The organism is Nocardioides yefusunii (assembly GCF_004014875.1).
Classification (GTDB): domain Bacteria; phylum Actinomycetota; class Actinomycetes; order Propionibacteriales; family Nocardioidaceae; genus Nocardioides; species Nocardioides yefusunii.
Map to the genome: position 1 here is coordinate 1,112,690 of NZ_CP034929.1, position 23,861 is coordinate 1,136,550.

The 23,861-nt window shown below is 67.2% G+C and carries 26 protein-coding genes; 22 read left to right on the forward strand and 4 right to left on the reverse strand.

From position 1 onward, the window contains the following. Positions 1 to 54: 54 nt before the first annotated feature. From prfA to EOV43_RS05005, 15 genes are all read left to right on the forward strand, one after another. Entirely contained in the window at positions 55 to 1,128 is a 1,074-nt protein-coding gene (gene prfA, locus EOV43_RS04935) for a peptide chain release factor 1 (RefSeq protein ID WP_128219944.1), read from the forward strand. Positions 1,129 to 1,130: 2 nt separating this feature from the next. Further along, complete coding sequence (gene prmC / locus EOV43_RS04940; RefSeq protein ID WP_206611396.1) at positions 1,131 to 1,988, forward strand: peptide chain release factor N(5)-glutamine methyltransferase; 858 nt, start codon at positions 1,131 to 1,133, stop codon at positions 1,986 to 1,988. A gap of 5 nt (positions 1,989 to 1,993) precedes the next feature. Then, entirely contained in the window at positions 1,994 to 2,758 is a 765-nt protein-coding gene (locus EOV43_RS04945) for an L-threonylcarbamoyladenylate synthase (RefSeq protein ID WP_128219945.1), read from the forward strand. Further along, positions 2,758 to 3,921 carry a glycosyltransferase family 4 protein gene (locus EOV43_RS04950; RefSeq protein ID WP_128219946.1) on the forward strand — a complete coding sequence of 388 codons (1,164 nt, stop codon included), beginning with the start codon at positions 2,758 to 2,760 and terminating at the stop codon, positions 3,919 to 3,921. The genes EOV43_RS04945 and EOV43_RS04950 overlap by 1 nt, the downstream gene beginning before the upstream one ends. A 103-nt stretch (positions 3,922 to 4,024) precedes the next feature. Then, on the forward strand, positions 4,025 to 4,480 hold the full coding sequence (locus tag EOV43_RS04955; RefSeq protein ID WP_128219947.1) for a hypothetical protein: 456 nt from the start codon (positions 4,025 to 4,027) through the stop codon (positions 4,478 to 4,480). 32 nt (positions 4,481 to 4,512) lie between these two features. After that, the gene (locus EOV43_RS04960) at positions 4,513 to 4,767 is read left to right on the forward strand and encodes an AtpZ/AtpI family protein (protein ID WP_206611494.1); all 255 of its coding nucleotides are present in this window, start codon (positions 4,513 to 4,515) and stop codon (positions 4,765 to 4,767) included. Positions 4,768 to 4,797: 30 nt separating this feature from the next. Further along, on the forward strand, positions 4,798 to 5,631 hold the full coding sequence (gene atpB, locus EOV43_RS04965; RefSeq protein ID WP_338323505.1) for a F0F1 ATP synthase subunit A: 834 nt from the start codon (positions 4,798 to 4,800) through the stop codon (positions 5,629 to 5,631). Positions 5,632 to 5,726: 95 nt separating this feature from the next. Further along, entirely contained in the window at positions 5,727 to 5,933 is a 207-nt protein-coding gene (locus tag EOV43_RS04970) for an ATP synthase F0 subunit C (protein ID WP_128219948.1), read from the forward strand. A 49-nt stretch (positions 5,934 to 5,982) separates the two neighbouring features. Next, a complete protein-coding gene (locus EOV43_RS04975; protein ID WP_128219949.1) occupies positions 5,983 to 6,516 on the forward strand; it encodes a F0F1 ATP synthase subunit B in 534 nt (177 codons plus the stop codon). Further along, positions 6,516 to 7,328 carry a F0F1 ATP synthase subunit delta gene (locus tag EOV43_RS04980; protein ID WP_128219950.1) on the forward strand — a complete coding sequence of 271 codons (813 nt, stop codon included), beginning with the start codon at positions 6,516 to 6,518 and terminating at the stop codon, positions 7,326 to 7,328. Before EOV43_RS04975 ends, EOV43_RS04980 begins: the two co-directional genes overlap by 1 nt. Positions 7,329 to 7,387: 59 nt before the next feature. Then, positions 7,388 to 9,031, forward strand: a complete 1,644-nt coding sequence (gene atpA / locus EOV43_RS04985; RefSeq protein WP_128219951.1) for a F0F1 ATP synthase subunit alpha — start codon at positions 7,388 to 7,390, stop codon at positions 9,029 to 9,031. Between the two features lie 2 nt (positions 9,032 to 9,033). Continuing rightward, the gene (locus tag EOV43_RS04990; protein WP_128219952.1) at positions 9,034 to 9,942 is read left to right on the forward strand and encodes a F0F1 ATP synthase subunit gamma; all 909 of its coding nucleotides are present in this window, start codon (positions 9,034 to 9,036) and stop codon (positions 9,940 to 9,942) included. A 4-nt stretch (positions 9,943 to 9,946) separates the two neighbouring features. After that, positions 9,947 to 11,401, forward strand: a complete 1,455-nt coding sequence (atpD, locus tag EOV43_RS04995) for a F0F1 ATP synthase subunit beta (RefSeq protein ID WP_128219953.1) — start codon at positions 9,947 to 9,949, stop codon at positions 11,399 to 11,401. Further along, positions 11,401 to 11,667, forward strand: a complete 267-nt coding sequence (locus EOV43_RS05000; RefSeq protein ID WP_128219954.1) for a F0F1 ATP synthase subunit epsilon — start codon at positions 11,401 to 11,403, stop codon at positions 11,665 to 11,667. The genes atpD and EOV43_RS05000 overlap by 1 nt, the downstream gene beginning before the upstream one ends. Positions 11,668 to 11,796: 129 nt before the next feature. After that, a complete protein-coding gene (locus EOV43_RS05005; protein ID WP_128219955.1) occupies positions 11,797 to 12,252 on the forward strand; it encodes a DUF2550 domain-containing protein in 456 nt (151 codons plus the stop codon). A gap of 91 nt (positions 12,253 to 12,343) precedes the next feature. Here EOV43_RS05005 and EOV43_RS05010 read toward each other — a convergent pair whose 3' ends face one another. Further along, positions 12,344 to 12,919: a cob(I)yrinic acid a,c-diamide adenosyltransferase gene (locus EOV43_RS05010; RefSeq protein ID WP_128219956.1), complete on the reverse strand. Its 576-nt coding sequence runs from the start codon at positions 12,917 to 12,919 to the stop codon at positions 12,344 to 12,346. 237 nt (positions 12,920 to 13,156) lie between these two features. Here EOV43_RS05010 and EOV43_RS05015 point away from each other — a divergent pair, with 237 nt between their 5' ends. The 4 genes from EOV43_RS05015 to EOV43_RS05030 all read left to right on the forward strand — a co-directional run bounded on the left by EOV43_RS05015 (position 13,157) and on the right by EOV43_RS05030 (position 17,018). Continuing rightward, positions 13,157 to 13,462 carry an STAS domain-containing protein gene (locus EOV43_RS05015; protein ID WP_128219957.1) on the forward strand — a complete coding sequence of 102 codons (306 nt, stop codon included), beginning with the start codon at positions 13,157 to 13,159 and terminating at the stop codon, positions 13,460 to 13,462. Positions 13,463 to 13,549: 87 nt separating this feature from the next. After that, positions 13,550 to 15,589 (forward strand): protein meaA, encoded by a 2,040-nt coding sequence (locus EOV43_RS05020; protein WP_128219958.1) that lies wholly within the window; start codon positions 13,550 to 13,552, stop codon positions 15,587 to 15,589. A 100-nt stretch (positions 15,590 to 15,689) separates the two neighbouring features. After that, a complete protein-coding gene (locus EOV43_RS05025) occupies positions 15,690 to 15,896 on the forward strand; it encodes a hypothetical protein (protein ID WP_128219959.1) in 207 nt (68 codons plus the stop codon). Positions 15,897 to 16,055: 159 nt separating this feature from the next. Further along, complete coding sequence (locus EOV43_RS05030; RefSeq protein ID WP_128219960.1) at positions 16,056 to 17,018, forward strand: alpha/beta fold hydrolase; 963 nt, start codon at positions 16,056 to 16,058, stop codon at positions 17,016 to 17,018. A 76-nt stretch (positions 17,019 to 17,094) separates the two neighbouring features. On the opposite strand, the gene nucS is transcribed toward EOV43_RS05030, so the two are convergent. After that, a complete protein-coding gene (nucS, locus tag EOV43_RS05035; RefSeq protein ID WP_128219961.1) occupies positions 17,095 to 17,778 on the reverse strand; it encodes an endonuclease NucS in 684 nt (227 codons plus the stop codon). A 174-nt stretch (positions 17,779 to 17,952) separates the two neighbouring features. On the opposite strand from nucS, the gene EOV43_RS05040 reads away from it, so the two are divergent. The 3 genes from EOV43_RS05040 (at position 17,953) to EOV43_RS05050 (ending at position 20,890) form a co-directional block, all read left to right on the forward strand. Further along, positions 17,953 to 19,134 carry a 3-hydroxyacyl-CoA dehydrogenase NAD-binding domain-containing protein gene (locus EOV43_RS05040; protein ID WP_128219962.1) on the forward strand — a complete coding sequence of 394 codons (1,182 nt, stop codon included), beginning with the start codon at positions 17,953 to 17,955 and terminating at the stop codon, positions 19,132 to 19,134. Between the two features lie 125 nt (positions 19,135 to 19,259). Then, a complete protein-coding gene (locus tag EOV43_RS05045; RefSeq protein WP_128219963.1) occupies positions 19,260 to 20,036 on the forward strand; it encodes a hypothetical protein in 777 nt (258 codons plus the stop codon). 44 nt (positions 20,037 to 20,080) lie between these two features. Then, positions 20,081 to 20,890 carry an alpha/beta fold hydrolase gene (locus EOV43_RS05050; protein ID WP_239022240.1) on the forward strand — a complete coding sequence of 270 codons (810 nt, stop codon included), beginning with the start codon at positions 20,081 to 20,083 and terminating at the stop codon, positions 20,888 to 20,890. A 97-nt stretch (positions 20,891 to 20,987) separates the two neighbouring features. Here EOV43_RS05050 and EOV43_RS05055 read toward each other — a convergent pair whose 3' ends face one another. Together EOV43_RS05055 and ccrA are read right to left on the reverse strand one after the other, a co-directional pair. Further along, the gene (locus tag EOV43_RS05055) at positions 20,988 to 22,160 is read right to left on the reverse strand and encodes a DivIVA domain-containing protein (RefSeq protein ID WP_128219964.1); all 1,173 of its coding nucleotides are present in this window, start codon (positions 22,158 to 22,160) and stop codon (positions 20,988 to 20,990) included. 227 nt (positions 22,161 to 22,387) lie between these two features. Next, on the reverse strand, positions 22,388 to 23,728 hold the full coding sequence (gene ccrA / locus EOV43_RS05060) for a crotonyl-CoA carboxylase/reductase (protein WP_128219965.1): 1,341 nt from the start codon (positions 23,726 to 23,728) through the stop codon (positions 22,388 to 22,390). Positions 23,729 to 23,861 lie beyond the last annotated feature (133 nt).

The window sequence follows — 23,861 nt, forward strand, 5'->3', positions numbered from 1 at the left end:
TGCCGTCGGGCGCGCCCCTGCGTCCGTCACCGTTCCGTCCCCAGGAGTGTTGTCGTGTTCGAGGCCGTCGAAGGTTTGGTCGACGAGAAGAACGACCTCGAGGCCCGTCTCGGTGCTCCCGAGACGCATGCTGACCAGCGTCTGGCCAAGCAGTTGAGCCAGCGCTACAACGAGCTCACCGCGATCGTGAACACCTGGACGGAGTGGCACCGTCTGGCTGACGACATCGAGGCCGCCCTCGAGCTGGCCTCGGACGCCCCTGAGTTCGCCGCCGAGGCCGAGCAGCTGACGGCCCGTCGTGCCATCGCCGAGGAGCGCCTGCGTCACCTGCTGGTGCCGCGTGACGCCGCGGACTCCAAGGACGCCCTCCTCGAGGTGAAGTCCGGCGAGGGTGGGGAGGAGTCAGCGCTGTTCGCGGCCGACCTGCTGCGCATGTACACCCGTTGGTCCGAACGACGTGGTTTCGCCGTCGAGATCCTCGACGCGAACATGTCCGACCTGGGTGGCTACAAGTCGGTGACCGTCGCGGTGAAGGCGCGCGGTGCCACCGAACCCGGCGAGACCCCCTACGCCCTGTTGAAGTTCGAGGGTGGAGTGCACCGCGTCCAGCGTGTGCCCGCCACGGAGTCCCAAGGCCGCATCCACACCTCTGCTGCCGGTGTCCTGGTGATGCCGGAAGCCGAGCAGGTCGACGTCGTCATCGACGACAACGACCTCCGCATCGACGTCTACCGTTCCTCGGGTCCCGGTGGCCAGAGCGTCAACACCACCGACTCCGCGGTCCGCATCACCCACGTGCCCACCGGCATCGTGGCGAGCTGCCAGAACGAGAAGTCGCAGCTGCAGAACAAGGAGCAGGCCATGCGCATCCTGCGCGGCCGCATCATGCAGGCCGCCCAGGACGCTGCTGACGCGGAGGCGAGTGACGCTCGACGTTCGCAGGTCCGCACCGTGGACCGCTCCGAGCGGATCCGCACCTACAACTACCCCGAGAACCGGATCTCCGACCACCGCACGGGGTACAAGTCCTACAACCTCGACCAGGTGCTCGACGGCGACCTCGACCCCGTCGTCGATTCGTGCGTCAAGGCTGATCTGGCCGCTCGTCTCGCGGCCTTGGAGGAGTGATCGTGGCCGCCCTGAACCCGTTGCGTCGCGAGTGGGAGACCACTCTGAGCGACGCCGGCGTCGCGTCCCCGCAGGCCGACGTCACCTGGCTGCTGTGCCACGTCCTGGACACCAAGCCCGGCACGTTGTCGCTGCGCGAGGAGATCTCCTCCGAGCACGCCGCGCAGGTGGCTGACCTGGTGGCCCGACGTGCCACCCGGGTCCCGTTGCAGCACCTCACCGGGTCGCAGGCGTTCCGGATGGTCGAGCTCGAGGTCGGTCCGGGCGTCTTCGTCCCGCGCCCCGAGACTGAACTTCTCGCCGGCTGGGCGATCGAGCAGCTGCACGTGGCGATCGCGGCGGGCGTCGAGAGCCCCGTCGTGGTGGACCTCTGCACTGGCTCCGGCGCGATCGCGAAGGCGCTGGCCGACGAGGTGCCCCAGGCGCGGGTGCACGCTGTCGAACTCAGCGAGGACGCGTTCGCCTGGGCGAGCCTCAACCTCGCCGGCACCGGTGTCGACCTGCGTCAGGGCGACATGGCCCTGGCCTTCGACGACCTGCTCGGCGAGGTCGACGTCGTGGTCTGCAACCCGCCCTACATCCCGCTCGAGGCGTGGGAGTCGGTGGCCCTGGAGGCCCGCGACCACGACCCGCACCTCGCCCTCTTCTCCGGCGACGACGGCCTGGACGCGATGCGTGTCCTGGAGGCCCGCGCCACTGAACTCCTCAAGCCCGCAGGCGTGCTCGGAGTCGAGCACGCCGACGTCCAGGGTGAGAGTGCGCCGGCGGTCTTCGTGGCCACCGGACGTTGGACCGAAGTGCGAGACCACCAGGATCTGGCTGGTCGCGCACGCTTCCTGACCGCGAGGCTGGCACGATGAACCCCATGCGACTGTCCACCGAAACCGAGGCAGACCAGGAGTCCGCCGTCGAGGAGGCCACCAAGGCCATCCGCGCCGGAGACCTCGTGGTCCTGCCCACCGACACCGTCTACGGCATCGCTGCCGACGCCTTCGAGGCCGCCTCGGTCCAGAAGCTGCTCGACGCCAAGGGACGCGGCCGGCAGATGCCCCCGCCGGTGCTGATCTCCAGCCCGAGCACGGTCGATGCGCTCGCCACCGACGTGCCGGAGTTCGCCCGTACCCTGATCGCCCACTTCTGGCCCGGCGCGCTGACGTTGGTGTGCCACCAGCAGCCGTCGCTGCAGTGGGACCTGGGCGAGACCCACGGAACCGTCGCAGTCCGTCTGCCGATGGACTCCGTCGCCCTGGCCATCCTGGAACGCACCGGCCCGCTGGCCGTCTCCTCGGCCAACCTGAGCGGCCAGCCCGCTGCTCTCGACGCGGACGCCGCGTTCGAGATGCTGGGGGAGAGCGTCGCCGTCTACGTCGACGCCGGCCCCTCCCAGGGCGGTACCGCGTCGACGATCATCGACGTCACCGGAGAGAGCGCCCGGATCCTGCGTCTGGGAGCGCTCTCGGTCGAGCAGATCAAGGAGGCGCTGCAGCTGCACGCCGGTCTGGTGATCGAGGGGGAGGGGCTCGAGGAGCCCTTCACCGTGCCTGCGCTCGAGACCGAGCCCGCTGCGGCGACCGACGAGTCCGCCGACGCCACCGAGATCACCGAGCCGGAGCAGGGCGAGCCTGCCTGATGCGCGAGTTCCTGCTGGTCTTCCTCGTCGCAGCGGCCTCCACCTACCTGCTGACGGTGGTCGCGCGCGAGATCGCGCTGCGCACCGGCGCCGTGGCGGCCCCGCGTGAACGCGACGTGCACGCTGCCCCGATCCCGTACCTGGGTGGGTTGGCGATGCTCGGAGGGCTGGTCTCGGCCTATCTGGTGGCGCGTCAGCTGCCGTTCCTGTCCCAGAGCGACGAACTGGTCCTGCGCGACGCCGGCGCGGTACTGGTCGCCGGTGCGCTGATCTGTGCGGTCGGCGTCCTGGACGACATCTTCGACATTGACGCCCTCACCAAGCTCGGGGGACAGGTGATGGCCGCTGGCCTCCTCGTCTACCTCGGCGTGCAGTTCTACTTCCTGCCCAACCCCGGGGGAGGGCAGTTCGTACTGTCTCCCTCAGAGAGCGTGCTGGTCACCGTCGTCCTCGTGGTCGGCACGATCAACGCCGTCAACATGGTCGACGGTCTCGACGGACTGGCCTCCGGCGTGGTCGGGATCGGCGCAGCGGCCTACTTCCTCTTCTGCTACCAGCTCTCGTCGATCAACGGTGTCACCCTGGCGACCACGGGAGCACTTCTCTCGGCCGCGCTGGCCGGGGCCTGCGTGGGCTTCCTGTGCCACAACTTCCACCCCGCACGGCTCTTCATGGGCGACTCGGGGTCGATGCTGATCGGTCTGGTGCTCTCGGCGTCGGCCCTGACCCTCACGGGCCAGTTCGACGGCTCGGAGGTCTCCTTCGGCCGCGAGGGCGCTTCGCCGTGGTGGGCGGTCGTGCTCCCGGTGCTGCTGCCGGTGTCGCTGCTCATCGTCCCGATCGCGGACATGATGCTCGCGGTCGTCCGGCGTACCCGTCAGGGGCGTTCGCCGTTCTCCCCGGACAAGGAGCACCTGCACCACCGACTCCTGGAGATCGGCCACTCCCAGCGCCGAGCCGTCCTGATCATGTGGCTCTGGGCCGGGCTCATCGCGTTCGGTTCGGTGCTCCTGTCTCTCTACACCGGCCCCGTGGTGTGGAGTTGTCTCGGTGCGGCCACGCTCCTCGTGGTGGCGGCGACGTTCCTTCTGCCGCGGGTTCCCACTCCGACGTTGAAGCCGGTGGACCCCCAGGTGCCGGGCGCAGTCGGCAAGGGCCTGTGAGACCTGAGGATTGGGGCCCGCCCATCCGCTTGTGATAACTTTCACGAGCCCTCGCCGGGCCGGTCCCGGCGACAAGTTCCACCCTCACCAGAACGGCTGACAGATGACTGACGAGTCTTCGTGGCTCGCCCGCGCAGCGGGAACCGTCATCCTTCGTCGTTCGTCCCTCGTCCTGGTCGCAGTCGTGGCCGTGCTGGTCGGGGTCGCCGCTCTCGTGGCTGACTCCCGGGCCGCCGGAACCGTGCTGCTGGTCGGTGTCTCGACGGCGTTCGTCCTCGTCTTCGGGTCGTGGTCCGTGCACGTGGTGGCTGCAGCGATGCCTTCGGCGTCACTGCTGGTCGCCTTGCTGACCTATGCCCTGCAGATCGCTGCGATGACGGCCCTCATGGCGTCGTTGGCCGGCTCTGCGGAATGGGAGAACGACATTCGTCCGGGCTGGTGCGTGGCCTCCGTCGTCGTGCTGGTCCTGACGTGGATGCTGCTCCAGGTCTGGTTCACGACGAGGGCTCGCGTCCTCGCGTATGACCTTCCGTCCCGCGAAGGGGAGCCGCGTCCGTGAGCAACTCTCCCGACTGGTATCCTCGACCCGCGATGGCTGAGAACACTCCCTCTGATGGTCGCGCCGACAAGAACGAGAACCAGAAGCCCCTCAAGGATCCTTGGGGAGCCTTCGGATATCTCGTCTCCGGCGTGGGGGTCTACGGACTGATTGGCTGGGGGCTCGACCAGTGGTTGGACACGTCCTTCCTGGTGGCCATCGGCATCGTCGTGGGGGCAGGACTGGGCATCTACATGACCATGAAGGCACTGCAAGTGCCGTCCGGGTCCGACGACCACAAGAACTGACACAGCAGTGCGGCAGACACAGGAGACAGCGTGAGTGCGATCGCGATGACCGCGATTCGGGCCGAAGGATTCGTCCCGCCGAGCCCGGCCGACTTCAACCTCCCCCCGGTCGGCTACACCCAGCAGAACGCACCGACGTTCGAATTCCTGGGTGAAACCATGTACCTGGGCGTGACCAAGCCGATGCTGCAGCTGGCCCTTTCGGTCATCCTCATCTTCGGTTTCTTCTACTTCGCGTCGCGCAAGCGTGCCCTGGTCCCCGGCAAGCTCCAGCTCGTCGGTGAGATGGGGTACGGCCTTGTCCGCAACGGCCTGGCCCGCGACAACATCGGTCACGACTTCATGCGGTTCGTCCCGTTCCTCGTGTCGATGTTCTTCTTCATCCTCGTCAACAACTACTTCGGCCTGATTCCGTTCATTCAGCTGCCGACCGCCTCCCGCTCCGCGGTGGCGTACACGTTGGCGATCATTGCCTGGCTCGTCTACAACTCCGTCGGCGTCCAGAAGCACGGCTTCTTCGGGTACCTCAAGCACCAGACCGTTCCGGCTGGCGTGCGTGGTCCCGTCCTCGTCCTGCTGATCCCGCTCGAGTTCTTCTCGAACATCCTCGTCCGCCCGGTCACCCTGGCGCTGCGACTGTTCGCGAACATGTTCGCCGGTCACATCCTGCTGATCCTGTTCTCCCTCGGCGGTCAGTACCTGATCACGGAGATGGGTGGCGTCTACATCGCCGCCGGCGCCGTCTCGTTCGTGATGTTCCTCCTGATCTGCGTCCTCGAGATGCTGGTCATGTTCCTCCAGGCGTACGTCTTCGTTCTCCTCACCGCGATGTACATCGCCGGTGCGGTCGCAGACGAGCACTGAGCAACACCCCCGGTCGGCCTTTGTCGACCCACTGAACTCAACTCTCCACAACACCATCCCGGGGCGTATCCCGGGAACTACGAAAGGAAGAAGCCATGGTTGGCTCCCTCAACATGCTCGGTTACGGCCTCGCCACCGTCGGTCCGGGTCTCGCCGTCGGCCTCATCTTCGCCGCCTACATCAACGGTGTTGCTCGTCAGCCCGAGGCTCAGGGCAAGCTGCAGCCGATCGCCATCCTGGGCTTCGCCCTCGCCGAGGCGCTCGCGATCATCGGTATCGCCCTCGCCTTCGTCCTCAAGTGACCCTGGCTCCTCGCTGATACCCGCCTGATCCGAACAGAAGGACCTGCACATGCAGACTGAGGTCATCGTGGTTGCGTCTGAGGAACTGAACCCCCTCATCCCGCACCCCATCGAGATTGTCCTCGCCGCGGTCTTCTTCATCACCCTGCTTGTCCTGGTGAAGAAGTTCATCGTCCCCGCCTTCGAGCAGACGTTCGCTGAGCGCACTGCTGCCATCGAGGGTGGTCTCGCCGCAGCGGAGACCAAGCAGGCAGAGGCCGACGCCAAGTTGGCTGAGCTTGAGAAGCAGCTCTCCGAAGCCCGTCACGAGGCCGCTCGCATCCGTGAGGACGCGCGCGAGCAGGGTGCGGCGATCATCGCGGAGATGCGTGAGCAGGCCGTCTCCGAGTCGTCCCGCATCGTCGAGGCCGGCAAGGCACAGATCGAGGCTGAGCGCCAGCAGGCGATCATCTCCCTGCGCGCCGAGGTCGGTGGCCTCGCCACCGGTCTGGCCGGACGCATCGTCGGCGAGAGCCTGGACGACGAGGCTCGCCAGAGCCGTGTCGTCGAGCGCTTCCTCGTTGAGCTGGAAGGCGCCAACTGATGTCGTCCTTCCGTGGTGCTTCTGCCGAGGCGTTCGCCGCACTGACCAGCGCGCTTGACGGTGCGCTGGCCCAGGGCGCCGACGTTGCCCAGGTCGGTTCCGACCTGTTCTCGGTGGCTGAGGTGCTGCGTGGAGCGCCGGCCCTTCGCCGCGTCGTGACCGATCCGTCGGTCGACGTAGCGGCGAAGGCCGGGCTCGTCGCCCAGCTCTTCACGGGCAAGGTCTCCCCGACCGTCACGCCGCTGGTCTCCAGCGCCGTGAGCCACCGTTGGACCGCCCCCCGCGACCTCACGCTCGCTCTCGAGGAGCTCGCCGTGGTCGCCACGGTGAAGTCGGCCGGTGCCGACTCCGCCCGCCTGTCCGAGGAGCTCTTCGTCCTCGGGACCGTCCTCAAGGACACCCCCGAGCTGCGCAGCGCCCTCTCCGACCCTGCCCGGTCGGTCGAGGACAAGCGTGGTCTCCTGTCCGGCCTCATCGCCGGCAAGTCCCTGCCCGCCACCGCGAAGCTCGCCGACCAGGCTCTGGCCGGCACGCACCGCACGGTGGAGGCAGCCGTGGAGGCCTACCAGCAGCTTGCCGCACAGGTGCACGGCCGCAAGGTCGCCACCGTGACGGTCGCCGCCCCGCTCGCCGAGGCCGACCGGACCCGTCTCACCGCTGCGCTCTCGCGCAAGTACGACGTCGAGCTCGAGCTCAACGTCGTGATCGACCCGACCGTCCTCGGTGGCGTGAAGGTCGAGATCGCTGACGAGGTCATCGACGGCACCGTCGCCAGCTCGCTGGACGACGCCCGCCGCAAGCTGGCCGTCTGATCCGGTCATCCGGTCAGACACCAAGAACTTTTCGAGCACACGAAAGTAAGGATGAGGAAATGACGGAGCTTTCGATCCGTCCGGAGGAGATCCGGGACGCGTTGCAGCGCTTCGTGTCGGACTACACGCCCGAGACCGCAAGCCGGGAAGAGGTCGGCACGGTTGCTGAGGCCGCTGACGGCATCGCCCGTGTGACCGGACTCCCGTCCGTCATGGCCAACGAGCTCCTCGAGTTCGAGGACGGCACGCTCGGCCAGGCGCTGAACCTCGACACTCGCGAGGTCGGCGTCGTCGTCCTCGGTGACTTCGACAAGATCGAAGAGGGCCAGACGGTCCGCCGTACCGGCGAGATCCTCTCGGTCCCCGTGGGCGAGGGCTACCTCGGTCGCGTCGTCGACCCGCTCGGCAACCCGATCGACGGTCTCGGCGAGATCACCGGCATCGAGGGTCGTCGCGCTCTGGAGCTCCAGGCTCCGACCGTCGTCCAGCGCAAGTCGGTCCACGAGCCGCTCGCCACCGGTATCAAGGCCATCGACGCCATGACGCCCGTCGGCCGTGGTCAGCGTCAGCTGATCATCGGTGACCGTGCGACCGGCAAGACCACGATCGCCATCGACACGATCATCAACCAGAAGCAGAACTGGGAGTCCGGCGACCCGGACAAGCAGGTTCGCTGCATCTACGTCGCCATCGGTCAGAAGGGCTCGACCATCGCCTCCGTGCGTGGTGCCCTCGAGGCCTCCGGCGCTCTGGAGTACACCACCATCGTCGCCTCCCCGGCGTCCGACTCGGCTGGCTTCAAGTACCTCGCTCCGTACACCGGTTCGGCCATCGGCCAGCACTGGATGTACCAGGGCAAGCACGTCCTCATCGTGTTCGATGACCTGACCAAGCAGGCTGAGGCCTACCGCGCGGTCTCCCTGCTGCTCCGCCGCCCGCCGGGCCGCGAGGCGTACCCGGGTGACGTCTTCTACCTGCACTCGCGTCTTCTCGAGCGTTGCGCGAAGCTGTCCGACGACATGGGCAAGGGCTCGATGACCGGTCTTCCGATCATCGAGACCAAGGCCAACGACGTCTCGGCCTTCATCCCGACCAACGTCATCTCGATCACCGACGGTCAGATCTTCCTGCAGTCCGACCTCTTCGCGGCGAACCAGCGTCCCGCGATCGACGTCGGTGTGTCGGTCTCCCGTGTCGGTGGTGCCGCGATGACCAAGGCGCTCAAGGGCGTCACGGGCTCGCTCAAGGTCGACCTGGCGCAGTTCCGCGCCATGGAGGCGTTCGCCATGTTCGCCTCCGACCTCGACGCCGCGTCGCGTCAGCAGCTGGCCCGCGGTCAGAAGCTGATGGCTCTGCTCAAGCAGCCGCAGTACTCGCCGTACCCGGTCGAGGAGATGACCGTCTCGCTGTGGACCGGTACCACCGGCCGCCTGGACGAGATCCCGACCGAGGACGTCCTGCGCTTCGAGGCCGAGTTCCTCGACCACCTGCGCCGCAACAACGCCGGTATCCTCTCCGCCATCCGTGAGACCTCGAAGTTCGAGAAGTCCACCGAGGCACTGCTGATCGAGGCCTACGACGGCTTCGTCAAGCAGTTCGAGACCTCCGCCGGCGGCGCGATCAAGGCTGGCAACGAGGAGCACGACGCTCTCGACGCCGCCGACGTCGAGCAGGAGCAGATCGTCAAGCAGAAGCGGGGCTGACAATGGCCGTATCGCTGCGTGAGTACCGTGCGAAGATCAAGTCGGTCGAGTCGACCAAGAAGATCACCCGCGCCATGGAGCTCATTGCTGCGTCCCGCATCATCAAGGCTCAGCAGCGTGCGACGGCGGCAGCGCCGTACGCCCGCGAGCTGACCCGCGCGGTGTCGGCAGTGGCGACGTTCTCGAACGTCGACCACCCGCTGACCACTGAGCCGTCGGAGTCCCGCCGTGCCGCGGTCCTGGTTGTCACCAGCGACCGCGGCCTGGCGGGGGCCTACGCCTCGAACGCTCTCAAGGAGGCCGAGCGCCTCGTCGAGAAGCTCAAGGGCGAGGGCAAGGAGATCGACCTCTACGTCACCGGACGTAAGGCCGAGGCCTACTTCAAGTTCCGCAACCGCGCGGTTGTGCAGTCCTGGACGGGCTTCACCGACCAGCCCACGTACGACGTGGCCGCTGAGATCGGTGAGACCCTCATCGAGGCCTTCACGGGTGATGACGAGACCAGCGTCGACGAGGTGCACGTGGTCTACACGCGCTTCAAGTCGATGATGCTGCAGGAGCCCACCACCATCCGCCTCCTCCCGCTGGAGGTCGTGGACGGCACCGAGGCCCCTGCGTCGAGCGAGCTCCTTCCGCTCTACGAGTTCGAGCCCTCCGCCGGTGAGGTCCTCGATGCTCTCCTCCCGAAGTACGTCCAGAGCCGGATCTTCTTCGCTCTCCTGCAGGCTGCCGCTTCCGAGCTGGCAGCCCGTCAGAAGGCCATGAAGTCCGCGACGGACAACGCCGAGGAACTCATCAAGAAGTACAAGCGAATTGCCAACCAGGCCCGCCAGGCTGGCATTACCCAGGAAATCAGCGAGATCGTCGGTGGCGTCAACGCCCTCGCCGACGCGAACGCCGGGAATGAGTGAGAAAATGACTGCCACTGTGGAAGAGACCCAGGCTGCCGGCGCCGCCGGCGTCGGACGCATCTCGCGCGTCATCGGCGCGGTCGTGGACATCGAGTTCCCGACCGACGCGATGCCGTCGATCTACAACGCCCTCGAGGTCGACCGTGAGCTCAACGGTGAGACCGAGACCATCACCCTTGAGGTGGCCCAGCACATCGGTAACGGCCTGGTCCGTGCCATCTCGATGCGCTCCACCGACGGCATGGTCCGTGGTACCAAGGTGCGCAACACCGGTGCCCCGATCTCCGTGCCCGTCGGCGACATCACGCTCGGCAAGGTCTTCAACGTCACCGGTGAGGTCATGAACCTTGCCGAGGGCGAGGTCTTCGAGCCCACCGAGCGATGGGGCATCCACCGCAAGGCGCCGTCCTTCGACCAGCTCGAGTCCAAGACTCAGATGTTCGAGACCGGCATCAAGGTCATCGACCTTCTCACCCCGTACGTCCAGGGTGGAAAGATCGGTCTGTTCGGTGGTGCCGGTGTCGGCAAGACCGTTCTGATCCAGGAAATGATCGCCCGTGTGGCCAAGAACCACGGTGGTGTGTCGGTGTTCGCCGGTGTCGGTGAGCGCACCCGTGAGGGCAACGACCTCATCGTCGAGATGCAGGAGGCCGGTGTCTTCGACAAGGTCGCCCTGGTCTTCGGTCAGATGGACGAGCCGCCGGGCACGCGTCTTCGCGTGGCCCTGTCGGCCCTGACCATGGCGGAGTACTTCCGTGACGTGCAGGGACAGGACGTCCTGCTCTTCATCGACAACATCTTCCGCTTCACCCAGGCCGGCTCCGAGGTCTCGACCCTTCTGGGTCGTATGCCTTCGGCCGTTGGTTACCAGCCGAACCTCGCCGACGAGATGGGTACGCTCCAGGAGCGCATCACCTCGACGCGTGGACACTCGATCACCTCGATGCAGGCGATCTACGTCCCGGCTGACGACTACACCGACCCGGCTCCGGCGACCACCTTCGCCCACCTCGACGCCACCACCGAGCTCTCGCGTGACATCGCGTCCCTGGGTATCTACCCGGCCGTTGACCCGCTGACCTCGACGTCGCGAATCCTTGACCCGCAGTACATCGGTCAGGCTCACTACGACTGCGCCATCCGGATCAAGCAGATCCTGCAGCGCAACAAGGAGCTCCAGGACATCATCGCGATCCTCGGTGTCGACGAGCTGTCCGAAGAGGACAAGATCGTCGTTCACCGTGCGCGTCGTATCCAGCGCTTCCTGTCGCAGAACACCTACGTTGCCAAGCAGTTCACCGGCATCGAGGGTTCGACGGTTCCGCTGGCCGACACCATCGAGGCGTTCAACAAGATCGCCGACGGTGACTACGACCACGTTGCCGAGCAGGCGTTCTTCATGTGCGGTGGCCTGGACGACGTCGAGGCCAAGTGGGCCGAGATCCAGAAGTCGCTCTGATGGCAGGGCAGCTTCGGGTCGAGCTCGTCGCGGCGGACCGTGTCGTCTGGTCCGGCGACGCCAAGTCCGTGACGGTGCGCACGGTGGAGGGTGAGATCGGCGTCCTGCCGAACCACGCTCCTCTGCTCTCCGTCATGGTTGCTGGTGTCGTCACCATCCACGCGCTGGATGGTCAGACGGTCGCTGCCAATGTCGACGAGGGCTTCGTCTCGGTTGCGAACAACCGTGTCTCCGTTCTGGCGGAGCACGCTGGGCTCGCTTCCTGAGTGGAGCTGAACAAGCAGCAGTAAGGTGGGCGCACGGTCTCCGTGCGCCCACCTTCTGCATTTCGGACGCGGACGGTGTCCGCGGCTCAAACTCCCCCCACTTCCCCTTGTTCCCTCCGAGGAGGACGGATGCACGACGGCTGGCTTCTTCTGCTGGACGTTCTTGGCGTGCTCTTGGTGCTGGTCCTCATCGCCGGCGTCTGGCTGGTGGTACGTCGGCGGGTGATTGCACGCGACGGCGGCACGTTCGAACTGAGTCACCGTTCCCGGGTGGACCGCGACGGTCGTGGCTGGGTCCTCGGTGTGGGCCGATACAGCGGGGAACGTCTGGAGTGGTTCCGCTTCTTCTCGCTCTCCCCGCGCCCGCATCGCATCTGGCTGCGTGACGACGTCGACTTCGTCGGACGCCGGGACCGCGTGGGCGCCGAGGACGTCTCTCTCTACGACGACCACGTCGTCGTCCGCTGTGGCAGTGCCGACGGGGAGGTCGAGTTCGCGATGAGCGAGTCCTCGTTGATGGGCCTCCAGGCGTGGCTCGAGGCCGGTCCGCCCCGTGCCGACTGGGACTCGCGCCCTGTGCGCTGACCGACACGCCGAACCGGCAGACATGACGAGGGCCGCACCACCATCGGTGGTGCGGCCCTCGTCATGTCTCTGCGGGGTGCGTGGGGGTGCCTCAGTCGCGCTGGCCGCCGGGGACCCAGAGGACGTCACCGTTCTCGCGGTTCGCGTGGCGCGCCAAGATGAAGACGAGGTCGGAGAGGCGGTTCAGGTAGGTGATCGCGAGTTTGTTCATGACCGGGCCGTGGGTCTCCCAAGCAGCCCAGGCCTGACGCTCGGCGCGGCGCACGACGGTACGGACGACGTGCAGGTGGGCCGCGGCCGGGGTACCGCCGTTGAGGATGAAGGAGCGCAGGGCCGGAAGGTCGGCGTTGTACTGGTCGCACCAGCCCTCGAGGCGGTCGATGTACTCCTGGGTGATGCGGAGCGGCGGGTACTCGGGATCGATGACCACAGGGGTGCAGAGGTCGGCGCCCACGTCGAACAGGTCGTTCTGGATGCGCAGCAGCAGCGCGCGCACGTCGTCGTCGACATGGCTGGTGGCCAGGGTGACGCCGATCTGGGCGTTGGCCTCGTCCACGTCGGCGTAAGCAGCGAGTCGGGGATCGGTCTTGGAGGTCTCGCTCATGTCGCCGAGACGGGTGGAACCAGCATCGCCGGTGCGGGTGTAGATGCGCGTCAGGTTGACCATGCTGTCGAGGTTAGTCGGTCGTCGGTGGGTGTCGGTATCCCCAGGGGACGCGACGACGCTGCGGTCGCGGGAGGAAGATCGTTACCGAATATCGGTCATGACGGGATGAATGTGCTTGGTGGAAGAAACCAAATTGGGTACCAATGACGTCATGCAGGTGTGACGACGACGTCATGACCATGAGGGCCGCCGGGTCCTCGGCAGCCGGGCACGCGCCGTGTCCGGGAAGGGGGCGACATGCAGATGGTCCTGGAGGACTCGACACTGAGACTGGGCGGTGCCTTCGACGTCCGCAGCACCAGTGTCGTGCGTGAGGTGCTGCACCTGCTGATCGAGGAGGGAGGGGTCATTGTCGTCGACCTCTCGGAGGTCGAGGCGGTGGACCTCACAGCACTGCGGCTGCTGGCAGTGGCCACGCGGCGCGCCACGCGTGCGGGGGGTCGGTTGGTGATGCGCGGGTGCGGACCGTCGGTGTGCCGGATGATGCACATCTCCCGCATGGCTCGACAGCTGGAGTTCGAACGCGAGTTGCGGGCCGCCTGAAGGGCAGCGAGCATCAGCCGATGGCTGTGACGTGGCCCACTTCCGAGATGGGTTATCCGTTGTTAACTTAGGCCGTACCATCTCCGCATGACCGAGCCTCTGTACGTCACGGACCGTCCCCAGAAGGATCGCCCTGCGAAGGACCGTCCCTGGGTGATGCGTACCTACGCCGGCCACTCGACGGCCGCTGCGTCCAACGCTCTTTATCGCACCAATCTCGCCAAGGGGCAGACCGGGCTCTCGGTGGCCTTCGACCTCCCGACCCAGACGGGTTACGACCCGGACTCCGCGCTCAGCCGTGGAGAGGTCGGCAAGGTCGGCGTCCCGGTTCCGCACCTGGGCGAGATGCGTCGACTGTTCCAGGACATCCCGCTCGTCGAGATGAACACCTCAATGACGATCAACGCCCCTGCCATGTGGTTGTTGGCGCTGTACCAGGTGGCGGCGGAGGAGCAGAACCCCGACGTCGCGCCCGCGGATGTGGCTGCGCAGTTGGCCGGAACCACCCAGAACGACATCATCAAGGAGTACCTCTCGCGAGGTACCTACGTCTTCGGCCCCGAACACTCGCTGCGGCTGACGGCTGACACCATCGCCTACACCGTCAACAGCATTCCCAAGTGGAACCCGATCAACATCTGCAGCTACCACCTGCAGGAGGCCGGGGCGACCCCCGCGCAGGAGCTGGCCTACGCGCTCAGCACCGCTATCGCCGTCCTGGACCGGGTCAAGGCATCGGGTCAGGTCTCCGACGCGGACTTCGAGAAGGTCGTGGGCCGGATCTCGTTCTTCGTCAACGCCGGAGTCCGTTTCGTCGAGGAGATGTGCAAGATGCGCGCCTTCGTCGAGCTGTGGGACGAGATCACCGTGGAGCGCTACGGTGTCCAGGATCCGAAGATGCGCCGGTTCCGGTACGGAGTCCAGGTCAACTCGCTCGGTCTCACCGAGGCGCAGCCTGAGAACAACGTCCAGCGCATCGTGCTCGAGATGCTCGGCGTGACCCTGTCGAAGAACGCGCGTGCGCGTGCGGTGCAGCTGCCGGCCTGGAACGAGGCGCTCGGCCTGCCGCGTCCCTGGGACCAGCAGTGGTCCTTGCGTCTGCAGCAGGTCCTGGCCTACGAGTCCGACCTGTTGGAGTACGGCGACCTCTTCGACGGCTCCACGGTGGTGGAGGCCAAGGTCGCCTCTCTCGTCGCCGAGGCGCGTGCGGAGATGGCGAAGGTCGAGGAGATGGGTGGTGCGATCGCTGCCGTCGAGTCGGGCTACATGAAGTCCGAGCTCGTCTCGGCCCACGCTGTGCGCCGGGCCCGGATCGAGGCCGGCGAGGAGGTCATCGTCGGCGTCAACAAGTTCACCACCACCGAGCAGTCCCCGTTGACCGCTGACCTCGACGGCGCCATCCAGACGGCTGACCCGGCTGCGGAGAAGGCGGCCCTGGAGTCGCTGGCCGCGTGGAAGGCGCAGCGTGACGAGGGAGCCGTGCAGGAGGCGCTCGCACAGCTCGCCGCCGACGCCAAGACCGAGAAGAACCTCATGGAGGCCACCCTGGGTGCCGCCCGTGCGGGCGCGACGACAGGGGAGTGGACCGCGACCCTGCGAGGCGTCTTCGGTGAGTTCCGGGCCCCGACCGGTGTCCAGGGTGCGGTCGGCGTCACGGAGGCCGGCGACGATCTGCTTGCCGTGCGTGAGCGTGTGCGCGTCACCGGAGAAGAGCTCGGTGGACCGCTCCGCCTCCTGGTCGGAAAGCCCGGCCTGGATGGTCACTCCAACGGCGCCGAGCAGGTGGCGGTCCGTGCCCGTGACGCTGGTTTCGAGGTCATCTACCAGGGGATCCGTCTGACGCCGGAGCAGATCGTCTCCGCGGCGGTGAGCGAGGATGTCCACTGCATCGGGCTCTCGATCCTGTCCGGTTCGCACATGGAGCTGGTGCCGGCTGTGTTGGACGGGCTGCGGGCTGCGGGTCTCGATGACGTCCCGGTGATCGTGGGCGGCATCATCCCGGAGTCCGACGGCAAGGCCCTGCTGGCGCAGGGCATCGCTGCGGTGTACACCCCGAAGGACTTCGGCCTGACGGAGATCATGAGCGGGATCGTGGACGTGATCCGTGCTGCCAACGACCTGACCTGAGGCATCGCGCTGCCGAGGCCGCGGGTCCGGAGGGCGAAGAAATCGATAAGGCTTGCCTAAGTATGGTTAGGCAAGCCTTATCTCGTGCTACGGTCTCTCCATGGGCAAGGGCAAGAAGGAGAAGCAGGCAGTCGCCAAGCTTCCCAAGAAGAAGTGCTGTGAGTCGAAGACCAAGTGCGGCCGTTGCCCCCTGCGCATGCTCAAGGAGGGCACGCTCCCGGCTGGGTACACCGTCCACAAGCGGCACCTGGTCAAGGTGAGCGAGCTGGACGCGATCAAGGCGAAGAAGGCGGCCAAGGCAGCCTGATCGACCGCACCTCGCCCGGGCCGGATCGCGGTGGTTCCGGTGGGTGGAACGCCGGTTACGTCTGTGCTACGGCTTCTCCAAGAAGCTCTGGGTTCTCTAGTCGGGTCGTTTTCTGATCACTAACTTCCAGAACGTCAGACGACGTCCTTGGGAGGAAGCATGAAGCGTTTCGTTGCCGCAGTACTCGGTTCGATGTCGGTGGCTCTCGCCGGTCTGGTGCCGTTGACCTCGGGGGGCACGGCGGTGGCTGCCGATGCCTCATGTGCGGGGTACTCGTCGGTGGGCAGCACCTGCACCAACGCCCAGCGCACCATTGCGGGGGAGTCCCGGAGCACTGACTGGTATGTGCCCACAGGCACGGCGAGTGCCGTGATGGTCTTCCAGAACGGGTTCTCCCGCAACTGTGCCCACCTGCGCGGCACGAGCAAGGCGATCGCCGAGAAGGGCGTGATGGTCGTCTGCGTCAATGGCGACATGACCGCCGGTGCGCCGGAGCTTGCCAATCGGGTGGCCGAGGCTGTCGCTGCCGGAACCCTGACCCCTCCCGCAGGGCGTGCCATGCCCACCAAGGTGATCGCCGGTGGCCACTCGGCCGGTGGCCACTTCGCAGGCCGCTTCGGTGCACGCCTCTCGGAGCTCGCTCCGAGCCGTCTCCAGGGTGCCGTGCTCTTCGATCCCGTCGCCCAGTCCGGGTTCACTGCGGATCTGGAGGCCATCTCCGACGGCGGTGCTCGCCCGGTGGTCTCGGTCGCCGCGCGCCCGAGCGTCTCCAATCTCTTCAACAACTCCTACGGTGCCCTCAACGGCCTCGCGAACGGGTTCGTCGGGATCCAGCTGGTCTGGGAGAAGTACACCCTTGGGTTCCCGGTCGGCGGCTCGTGTCACACCGACGTGGAGGGTGAGAACACCGATTTCCTGGGCTCTGCCAGTGGCCTGTGCAGTCCCAACGCCACGCAGACCTCGCGCCTGCGCGACTTCGGCTCCACGTGGGCCCGCGACATCGCCATCGGTACGCGTACGGCTGCCTACTGGTGCACCGACAAGAACGTCGTCTCGACCTGCGGGTCCAAGGTGAAGGACTTGGTCGACCGTTCGCTCCCGGTCGCCGCGCCCATTCGCTGACCCTGCTCACGATGCGCCGGAGGCCCGGACTGACCTGACGTCGGTCCGGGCCTCGGGTGCAAGTGTTCGGGGTGGTTCAGAAGAGCCGCTCGGACGGGTCGTCCATGCCGCGCAGCAGGTTGTAGTCGACCAGAGCACAGGTGATGCCGCGGTCCTCGGCGAGTACGCGCGCCTGCGGCTTGATCAGCTGGGCGGCGAAGATGCCACGGACCGGGCCCTTGACCGTCAGCAGCGGGTCGCGGTTGAGGAGCTCGAGGTAGCGGGTGAGTTGCTCGACGCCGTCGATCTCGCCCCGACGCTTGATCTCCACGGCGACGTGCAGGCCGTCGGAGTCGCGGCACATCAGGTCGACCGGGCCGATGGCGGTCGTGTACTCGCGGCGTACGAGGCTGAGGCCGTCGTGGAGCGTCGCGGGGTGCTCGGCCAGGAGTTCCTGGAGGTGCTTCTCGACGCCGTCCTTCTGCAGGCCCGGGTCGATGCCGAGGTCGTGAGAGGAGTCGTGGTGGACCTCGGTGATGACGATGCGCAGGGTGTCGTCGGTCTTCGAGGTGACTGTCCACTCCATCTGGCCGTCGACGGTGAGGTCCTCCTGGACAGTGCACGGGGGCGACATCCAGTTGAGCGGCTTGTAGGAGCCGCCGTCGCTGTGGACCAGCACGGAACCGTCAGCCTTGAGCATCAGGACACGCTTGGCGGACGGCAGGTGCGCGGTCAGGCGACCGGCGTAGTCGATCTGGCAGGTGGCGACGACGATTCTCACGTCGGAGCAATCTACCGGTGTGGAGCCGGTGGAGTGGCTTCCTGACTCTGCGCGTCATCGATCGGTGACGTCATGCGCGCCGGATGGGCCGACCGGGTCAATGTGTCCTGCTTCACACTGATTGCACCGCCGCGACTATTGTTACCGGTTGGTAGTAACGGAATGATGCCGCTCATGACCGAGACCGCGCTCAGCAGCGAGCAGATCACTGACACGCTCGTCCTGCCGTATCTGAACCACGCCCTGAACATGTATGCCGAGGGCTACGCGTCCCGCGTCGACATCGACGCCGCCATGCGTTTCGGCTGCGGCTACCCCGTGGGCCCGCTGACCGCTGCGGAGCAGATCGGTCTGACGCAGGTGCGCGACGGACTGGCTGCGCTCTTCGCTGCCACCGGTGACGAGCTCCACCGCCCCGCACCGCTGCTGGAGTCACTGGTCGCCGAGGGGGCCACCTCCCTCTCCGCTCAGGGCAGCACCGAGGGTGCGGCTGCTCCGGAGTTCAAGCACGAGATCCGTACCGTCGGCGTCGTCGGGACCGGCACCATGGCGTCGGGCATCGTGGAGGTGTTTGCCAAGGGTGGCTACGACGTCGTGTACGTCGGACGCACCCAGGAGAAGCTCGACGGCGTCGTCGCCGGGATCACCACGTCGCTCGACAAGGCGATCGCCCGCGGCAAGTTCACCGAGGAGGGCAAGGCCGAGGTGCTGGCTCGCCTCACCGGCGCCATCACGCGCGAAGCGCTCTCCGATGTCGACCTCGTCGTCGAGGCCATCGCCGAGGACCTCGACGTCAAGACCGAGCTGTTCGCTGACCTCGACCGGATCACCAAGCCGGGTGCCGTCCTGGCCACCACGACCTCCTCGCTGCCGATCAGCCAGTGCGCCGCCGCGACCTCGCGTCCCGAGTCGGTCATCGGCATGCACTTCTTCAACCCGGCCCCGGTGATGAAGCTGGTGGAGGTGGTCACCACTGAGCAGACCGCAGCCGAGGTCGACGAGACCACGCGTGCGCTCTGTGCTGCGCTGGGCAAGGTCGCCGTCTCGTGCGGGGACCGCGCCGGGTTCATCGTCAACGCCCTGCTCTTCCCCTACCTCAACGACGCGATCAAGCTGCACCAGACCGGCGTCGAGCTCGACGTCGTCAACACGGCCGTCAAGGAGCAGGCGAAGTTCCCGATGGGGCCCTTCGAACTGCTGGACGTCGTGGGCAACGACGTCTCCCTGGCGATCCAGAAGGAACTGCACACCGAGTTCAAGCACGACGGGTTCGCTCCCGCGCCGTTGTTGGAGCAGGTCGTCGCTGAGGGCCGCCTGGGTCGCAAGACCAAGCGCGGATTCCACGACTACGCGTGAGCGCTGACCTCACCTCGCGGCGATGCCCGCACCCGCACGGGTGTGGGCATCGCCGCGTCCGGACTGCGGTCGGTCGGTGCTGCGTGCGCGCACGTGACCTTGTGCCCGCGTCCTAGGCTCAGAGCATGATCCTCGTGCTGTTGATCCTCCTCGGAGCCATTGCTGCGGTCGTGATCTCGTCCAACCGCTCGAAGCAGAAGCAGGCCGAGCTTGCCGAGGCCGAGCTGGCCCCGGTGCGCCGCCTCGTGGAGGAGGACATCACCGCCTTGGGCGTGGAGCTCCAGGAACTCGACTTCGAGATGGCCGGTCGGGCCCTCGACGCCGGCGCCGCGTCGGACTACCAGCGCGCGCTCGACGCCTACGAAGCGTCCAAGGTCGCAGCCGGCCAGCTGACCGCGCCCGACCAGGTCAAGCACGTCACCGAGATCCTCGAGGACGGGCGTTACGCCATGGCATGCGTCCGAGCGCGGGTGGAGGGGCGTGCTCTCCCGACGCGACGTCCGCCCTGTTTCTTCGACGCCAGGCACGGACTGTCTGTCGCTGACGTCTCCTGGACCCCGCCCGGAGGCGCAGTGCGCGAGGTCCCTGCCTGTGCCCTCGACGCCGAGCGCGTCCGTGCCGGTGCTGAGCCCGACGTCCGCAAGGTCATGGTCGGGGCCCAGCGCGTCCCCTACTGGCAGGGTGGCAAGGCCTACCAGCCCTACGCCGCCGGCTACTACGGCGGCTTCGGACCGATGCAGTGGATGTTCATGGGCATGATGTTCTCCGGCGGCCTCGAGGGCCTGGGGAACGTCATCGGTGGCGTCGGTGAGGGCATCGGTGACGCGTTCGAGGGGATCGGTGACGGCATCGGCGGGATCTTCGACGGCATCGGTGACATGTTCGACGGCTTCGGCGACTGACCCGCCCTGTCGTCGGTCTCGTTCGCGTCCGGGACAATGGGTCCGTGACGACTGACGACGCGCTGACGCTGCACACCACCCGACTCTCCGACGAGGGTGCCGATCTGGTGTTCCTGCACGGACTGTTCGGGCAGGGACGCAACTGGACGGCCATCGGGAAGAAGTTCACCCACGACCACGCCGTGCTCCTGGTCGACCTGCCCAACCACGGACAGTCCCCGTGGACCGACAGCGTTGACCTCGTCGCCGACGCGGACCGGCTGGCGGCCCTGCTGGCCCCGCGCGTCGCCGAGCGCGGCCCGGTCATCCTGGTGGGCCACAGCATGGGCGGCAAGGTCGCCATGCTCGCCGCACTGCGCCACCCGACGCTCGTCGAACGTCTCGTGGTCGTCGACATCGCGCCCGTTCCCTACGCCCACATGGACGAGTTCACCGGGTACATCGACGGGATGCTCGGCATGGATCTGACGGCGATCGCCAATCGCACCGACGCCGACGAAGCGCTGCGGGGTGCCGTCCCGTCGACCTTCGTCCGCGGATTCCTGCTGCAGAACCTCAAGCGCGACGGTGCCGGCTGGCGCTGGCAGGCCAACCTCGAGGTCCTGCGTGAACGCCTCGAGGGCGTCGGGAACTGGCCCGCAGCCTGGTCTGAGGCAGAGCCGTTCCAGCGTCCAGTGCTGTGGATCTCCGGCGGCGACTCCCACTACGTCACTGACGAGTACGTCCCTGCGATGGAAGCACTGTTCCCGCGGGTGCGTCGAGTCGCGGTCAAGAACTCAGGGCACTACCCGCACACGCAGCAGCCCGAGGTCTTCGTCGAGATCCTGCGCCGCTTCGTCGACGCCCGCCGCTGAGCCCGGTCCGCGTTTGCTCGTCGGGCCGGGAACGCGACAGGGCCGCACCGTGAACGGTGCGGCCCTGTCGTCGTCTTGAGCAGTGCTGGGCTCGAACTCAGTCCTCGTCGCCGAAACCGGCCACGACGTCGCGCAGAGCGCCGAGCTGGGAGGTGATGGCGTCGCGACGCTTGATCAGGCGCTCCACCTCGGTCTTGAGGTCGGCGAGCTCGCGCTCGGCGTCCGCGTGGCCGGCGGCGGCGATCGCCTCGGCCTGGGTCTTGGCGGAGTTCACGATCTGCTGGGCCTCGCGGCGAGCGCGGGACAGGGTTGTCTCGGCCTCGCTCGACGCGGCCTGACGTGCGGCCGTGGCGGCCGTGGTGGCGTCGCTGGCGCGCTTCTCGGCGCCGGCGGCACGCTCCTCGGCCTCCTTGACCAGACGCGAGGTCTCGGCCAGGGCGTTGCTGTGGTGCTCGGCGGCCTCCTTGGCGAGGCGCTCCTTCTCGACGGCGAGAGTGCGTCGGGCCTCGGCGACCTCGCGGTCGGCGGCAGCGCGTGCCTGCTCGGCCTCGCGGGTGGCGGTGGTGCGCAGTTCCTGCGCCTCCTGCTGGGCGGCGAGGCGCATCTGGTCTGCCTCGCGCTGCGCGGAGGCGCGAAGGTCGTCGGCCTCGGCGCGTGCGATCACGCGCTCCTGCTCGGCGTCGGCGAGGACGCGGTCGCGGGTCTCGTCGAGTTCCTTGAGCTGGACGACGCGCATGTCCTCGGCCTCACGCTCGGCCTCGGCGCGGATCACCGTGGCGTCGCGCTGGGCCTGCTCGAGCATCTCGGCGACCTCGCGCTGGGCTGCGGCGCGCACGTCGGCGGCCTCGTCCTCGGCGAGGCGCAGCATGGAGGCGGCGCGGCCGCCCAGGCCCGCGTACGTGGGGTTCTCGGCCTCGGAGAGCTGCGAGCGGCTCTGGTCGAGCTCGGCCTGCAGAGCGGCCACGCGCTGCTCGGCCGCACCGACGCGCTGCTCGAGGCTGGCGGCAGCGGTGACGATCTGGCGCAGATGCCCGTCGACCTGGTCGGGGTCGTAGCCGCGACGCACGAAGGCGAACTGCGGGGGAGCGGGGACGGCAGGGGCTCCCTGGGGGGCGTTGCCCACCACGCGGGCCGGCGTGGCGGCGATCGCGGGCTGCACCTGGGTCCGTTCCGCGGGGGGAGTGCTCCGGGACTCGATCCGCTGGGTCTTCTGCTCAGGAGCCCCCGTGGACTTCTGGTCGAAGATGGACAGGCCTTCGTCGCGGCTCATGTGCTCGACACCCTTTCAAGAAGTGCTTCAGCCGGGTTTCCCCTGCTGCTCTCTCCAGTGTGACTGATGGGAGGTGAGGACGGGCGACGGCTCGCGAAACAGAGGCTGTGAGATCAAGAAAGTCCCGGTCTGCGGACGCGCCTCAGGGGCGGAGGACCGGAGTCTCCCGCCCCTGAGGGAGGAACGGCGTGTGGTGATGTCTGGCCTGCTGGATCGGACCCGCTGGATCAGACGCCGCGGAAGCGGTTGATCTCGGTGATGTGACGCGCCCGCTTTTCCTCGTCCAGGACACCCAGACCCTCCTGGGGAGCCAGGCAGAGGACGCCGACCTTGCCCTGGTGGGAGTTCTTGTGAACGTCGAGCGAGGCCTGACCGACCTCGTCGAGGGAGTACACGCGCGACAGCGTGGGGTGGATCTTGCCCTGGGCGATCAGGCGGTTGGCCTCCCACGACTCGCGGTAGTTGGCGAAGTGCGAGGAGACGATGCGCTTGAGGTTCATCCACAGGTAGCGGTTGTCGTACTCGTGCATGTAGCCCGAGGTGGAGGCACAGGTGGTGATGACGCCGCCCTTGCGGGTCACGAAGACCGAGGCTCCGAAGGTTTCACGGCCCGGGTGCTCGAAGACGATGTCGATGTCCTCGCCGCCGGTGAGCTCGCGGATCTTGGCGCCGAAGCGCTTCCACTCCTTCGGGTTCTGCTTCGTCCCCTCCTCGTTCCAGAACTGGTAGTTCTCCTCGGAGCGGTTGATGATCAGCTCGGCTCCCATGGAGCGGGCGATCTTGGCCTTCTCCTCGTTGGAGACCACGCAGACCGGGGTGGCGCCACCGTTGAGCGCGTACTGCGTCGCGAAGCCGCCGAGGCCGCCGGAGGCGCCCCAGACGAGGACGTTGTCGCCCTGCTTCATGTTGCCGCCGTTGGCCGAGACGAGCTGGCGGTAGGCGGTGGCGTTGACCAGGCCGGGCGAGGCCGCCTCTTCCCACGTGAGGTGCTCGGGCTTGGGCATGAGCTGGTTGGCCTTGACCAGGGCGATGTGCGCGAGGCCGCCGAAGTTGGTCTCGAAGCCCCAGATTCGCTGCTCGGTGTCGAGCATCGTGTCGTTGTGGCCGTCCGGGCCTTCGAGGTCCACCGAGAGGCAGTGGGCGACGACGCGGTCGCCCGCGTGCCACTTCTGCACGCCGGGGCCGGTCTTGAGGACGACGCCGGAGAGGTCGGAGCCGACGATGTGCTTGTCGAGGTCGTGGCGCTTGCCCAGGGGGCCGGTGCGACCGAGGCGCTCCAGGAAGCCGAAGGTGGAGACGGGCTCGAAGATCGAGGTCCACACGGTGTTGTAGTTGATGGCCGAGGCCATGACGGCCACGAGGGCCTCGCCCGGGCCGAGCTCGGGGAGTGCGACCTCGTCGACGTGCAGGGACTTGCGCGGGTCCTTGTCGCGGCTGGCGACGCCGTCGAACATGTCGACCTCGTCCTTGCGGACGAAGGCAGCCCGGTAGGACTCGGGCAGTTCGAGGTTCGCGAAGTCGTCGGCGGTGGCGTTGCCGGACTGGATCGCTTCGAGGATGTTCTGCACGGATCTCTCCTAGAGGTGCTCGTGAGCTTCGCCGGGAAGGTTATGCACCAGTAACCTCCACCGGGGAGAACTATGATCCAAGTCACACGAATGGTCTGGATCTTGAGCGTCCCTGGGCGAGAAGTGGGCGTGT

Bases quoted from the DNA above. Each gene is read 5' to 3' on its own strand.
- atpD (WP_128219953.1), top strand. From the start codon at position 9,947: ATGACTGCCACTGTGGAAGAGACCCAGGCTGCCGGCGCCGCCGGCGTC.
- EOV43_RS05020 (WP_128219958.1), top strand. From the start codon at position 13,550: ATGACCGAGCCTCTGTACGTCACGGACCGTCCCCAGAAGGATCGCCCT.
- EOV43_RS04955 (WP_128219947.1), top strand. From the start codon at position 4,025: ATGACTGACGAGTCTTCGTGGCTCGCCCGCGCAGCGGGAACCGTCATC.
- EOV43_RS04945 (WP_128219945.1), top strand. From the start codon at position 1,994: ATGCGACTGTCCACCGAAACCGAGGCAGACCAGGAGTCCGCCGTCGAG.
- EOV43_RS05045 (WP_128219963.1), top strand. From the start codon at position 19,260: ATGATCCTCGTGCTGTTGATCCTCCTCGGAGCCATTGCTGCGGTCGTG.
- EOV43_RS04990 (WP_128219952.1), top strand. From the start codon at position 9,034: ATGGCCGTATCGCTGCGTGAGTACCGTGCGAAGATCAAGTCGGTCGAG.
- EOV43_RS05005 (WP_128219955.1), top strand. From the start codon at position 11,797: ATGCACGACGGCTGGCTTCTTCTGCTGGACGTTCTTGGCGTGCTCTTG.
- EOV43_RS04980 (WP_128219950.1), top strand. From the start codon at position 6,516: ATGTCGTCCTTCCGTGGTGCTTCTGCCGAGGCGTTCGCCGCACTGACC.
- EOV43_RS05030 (WP_128219960.1), top strand. From the start codon at position 16,056: ATGAAGCGTTTCGTTGCCGCAGTACTCGGTTCGATGTCGGTGGCTCTC.
- EOV43_RS04970 (WP_128219948.1), top strand. From the start codon at position 5,727: ATGGTTGGCTCCCTCAACATGCTCGGTTACGGCCTCGCCACCGTCGGT.
- EOV43_RS05015 (WP_128219957.1), top strand. From the start codon at position 13,157: ATGCAGATGGTCCTGGAGGACTCGACACTGAGACTGGGCGGTGCCTTC.
- EOV43_RS04950 (WP_128219946.1), top strand. From the start codon at position 2,758: ATGCGCGAGTTCCTGCTGGTCTTCCTCGTCGCAGCGGCCTCCACCTAC.
- EOV43_RS05000 (WP_128219954.1), top strand. From the start codon at position 11,401: ATGGCAGGGCAGCTTCGGGTCGAGCTCGTCGCGGCGGACCGTGTCGTC.
- EOV43_RS05055 (WP_128219964.1), bottom strand. From the start codon at position 22,160: ATGAGCCGCGACGAAGGCCTGTCCATCTTCGACCAGAAGTCCACGGGG.
- EOV43_RS05025 (WP_128219959.1), top strand. From the start codon at position 15,690: ATGGGCAAGGGCAAGAAGGAGAAGCAGGCAGTCGCCAAGCTTCCCAAG.
- atpA (WP_128219951.1), top strand. From the start codon at position 7,388: ATGACGGAGCTTTCGATCCGTCCGGAGGAGATCCGGGACGCGTTGCAG.
- EOV43_RS05040 (WP_128219962.1), top strand. From the start codon at position 17,953: ATGACCGAGACCGCGCTCAGCAGCGAGCAGATCACTGACACGCTCGTC.
- EOV43_RS04975 (WP_128219949.1), top strand. From the start codon at position 5,983: ATGCAGACTGAGGTCATCGTGGTTGCGTCTGAGGAACTGAACCCCCTC.
- EOV43_RS04960 (WP_206611494.1), top strand. From the start codon at position 4,513: ATGGCTGAGAACACTCCCTCTGATGGTCGCGCCGACAAGAACGAGAAC.
- EOV43_RS05010 (WP_128219956.1), bottom strand. From the start codon at position 12,919: ATGGTCAACCTGACGCGCATCTACACCCGCACCGGCGATGCTGGTTCC.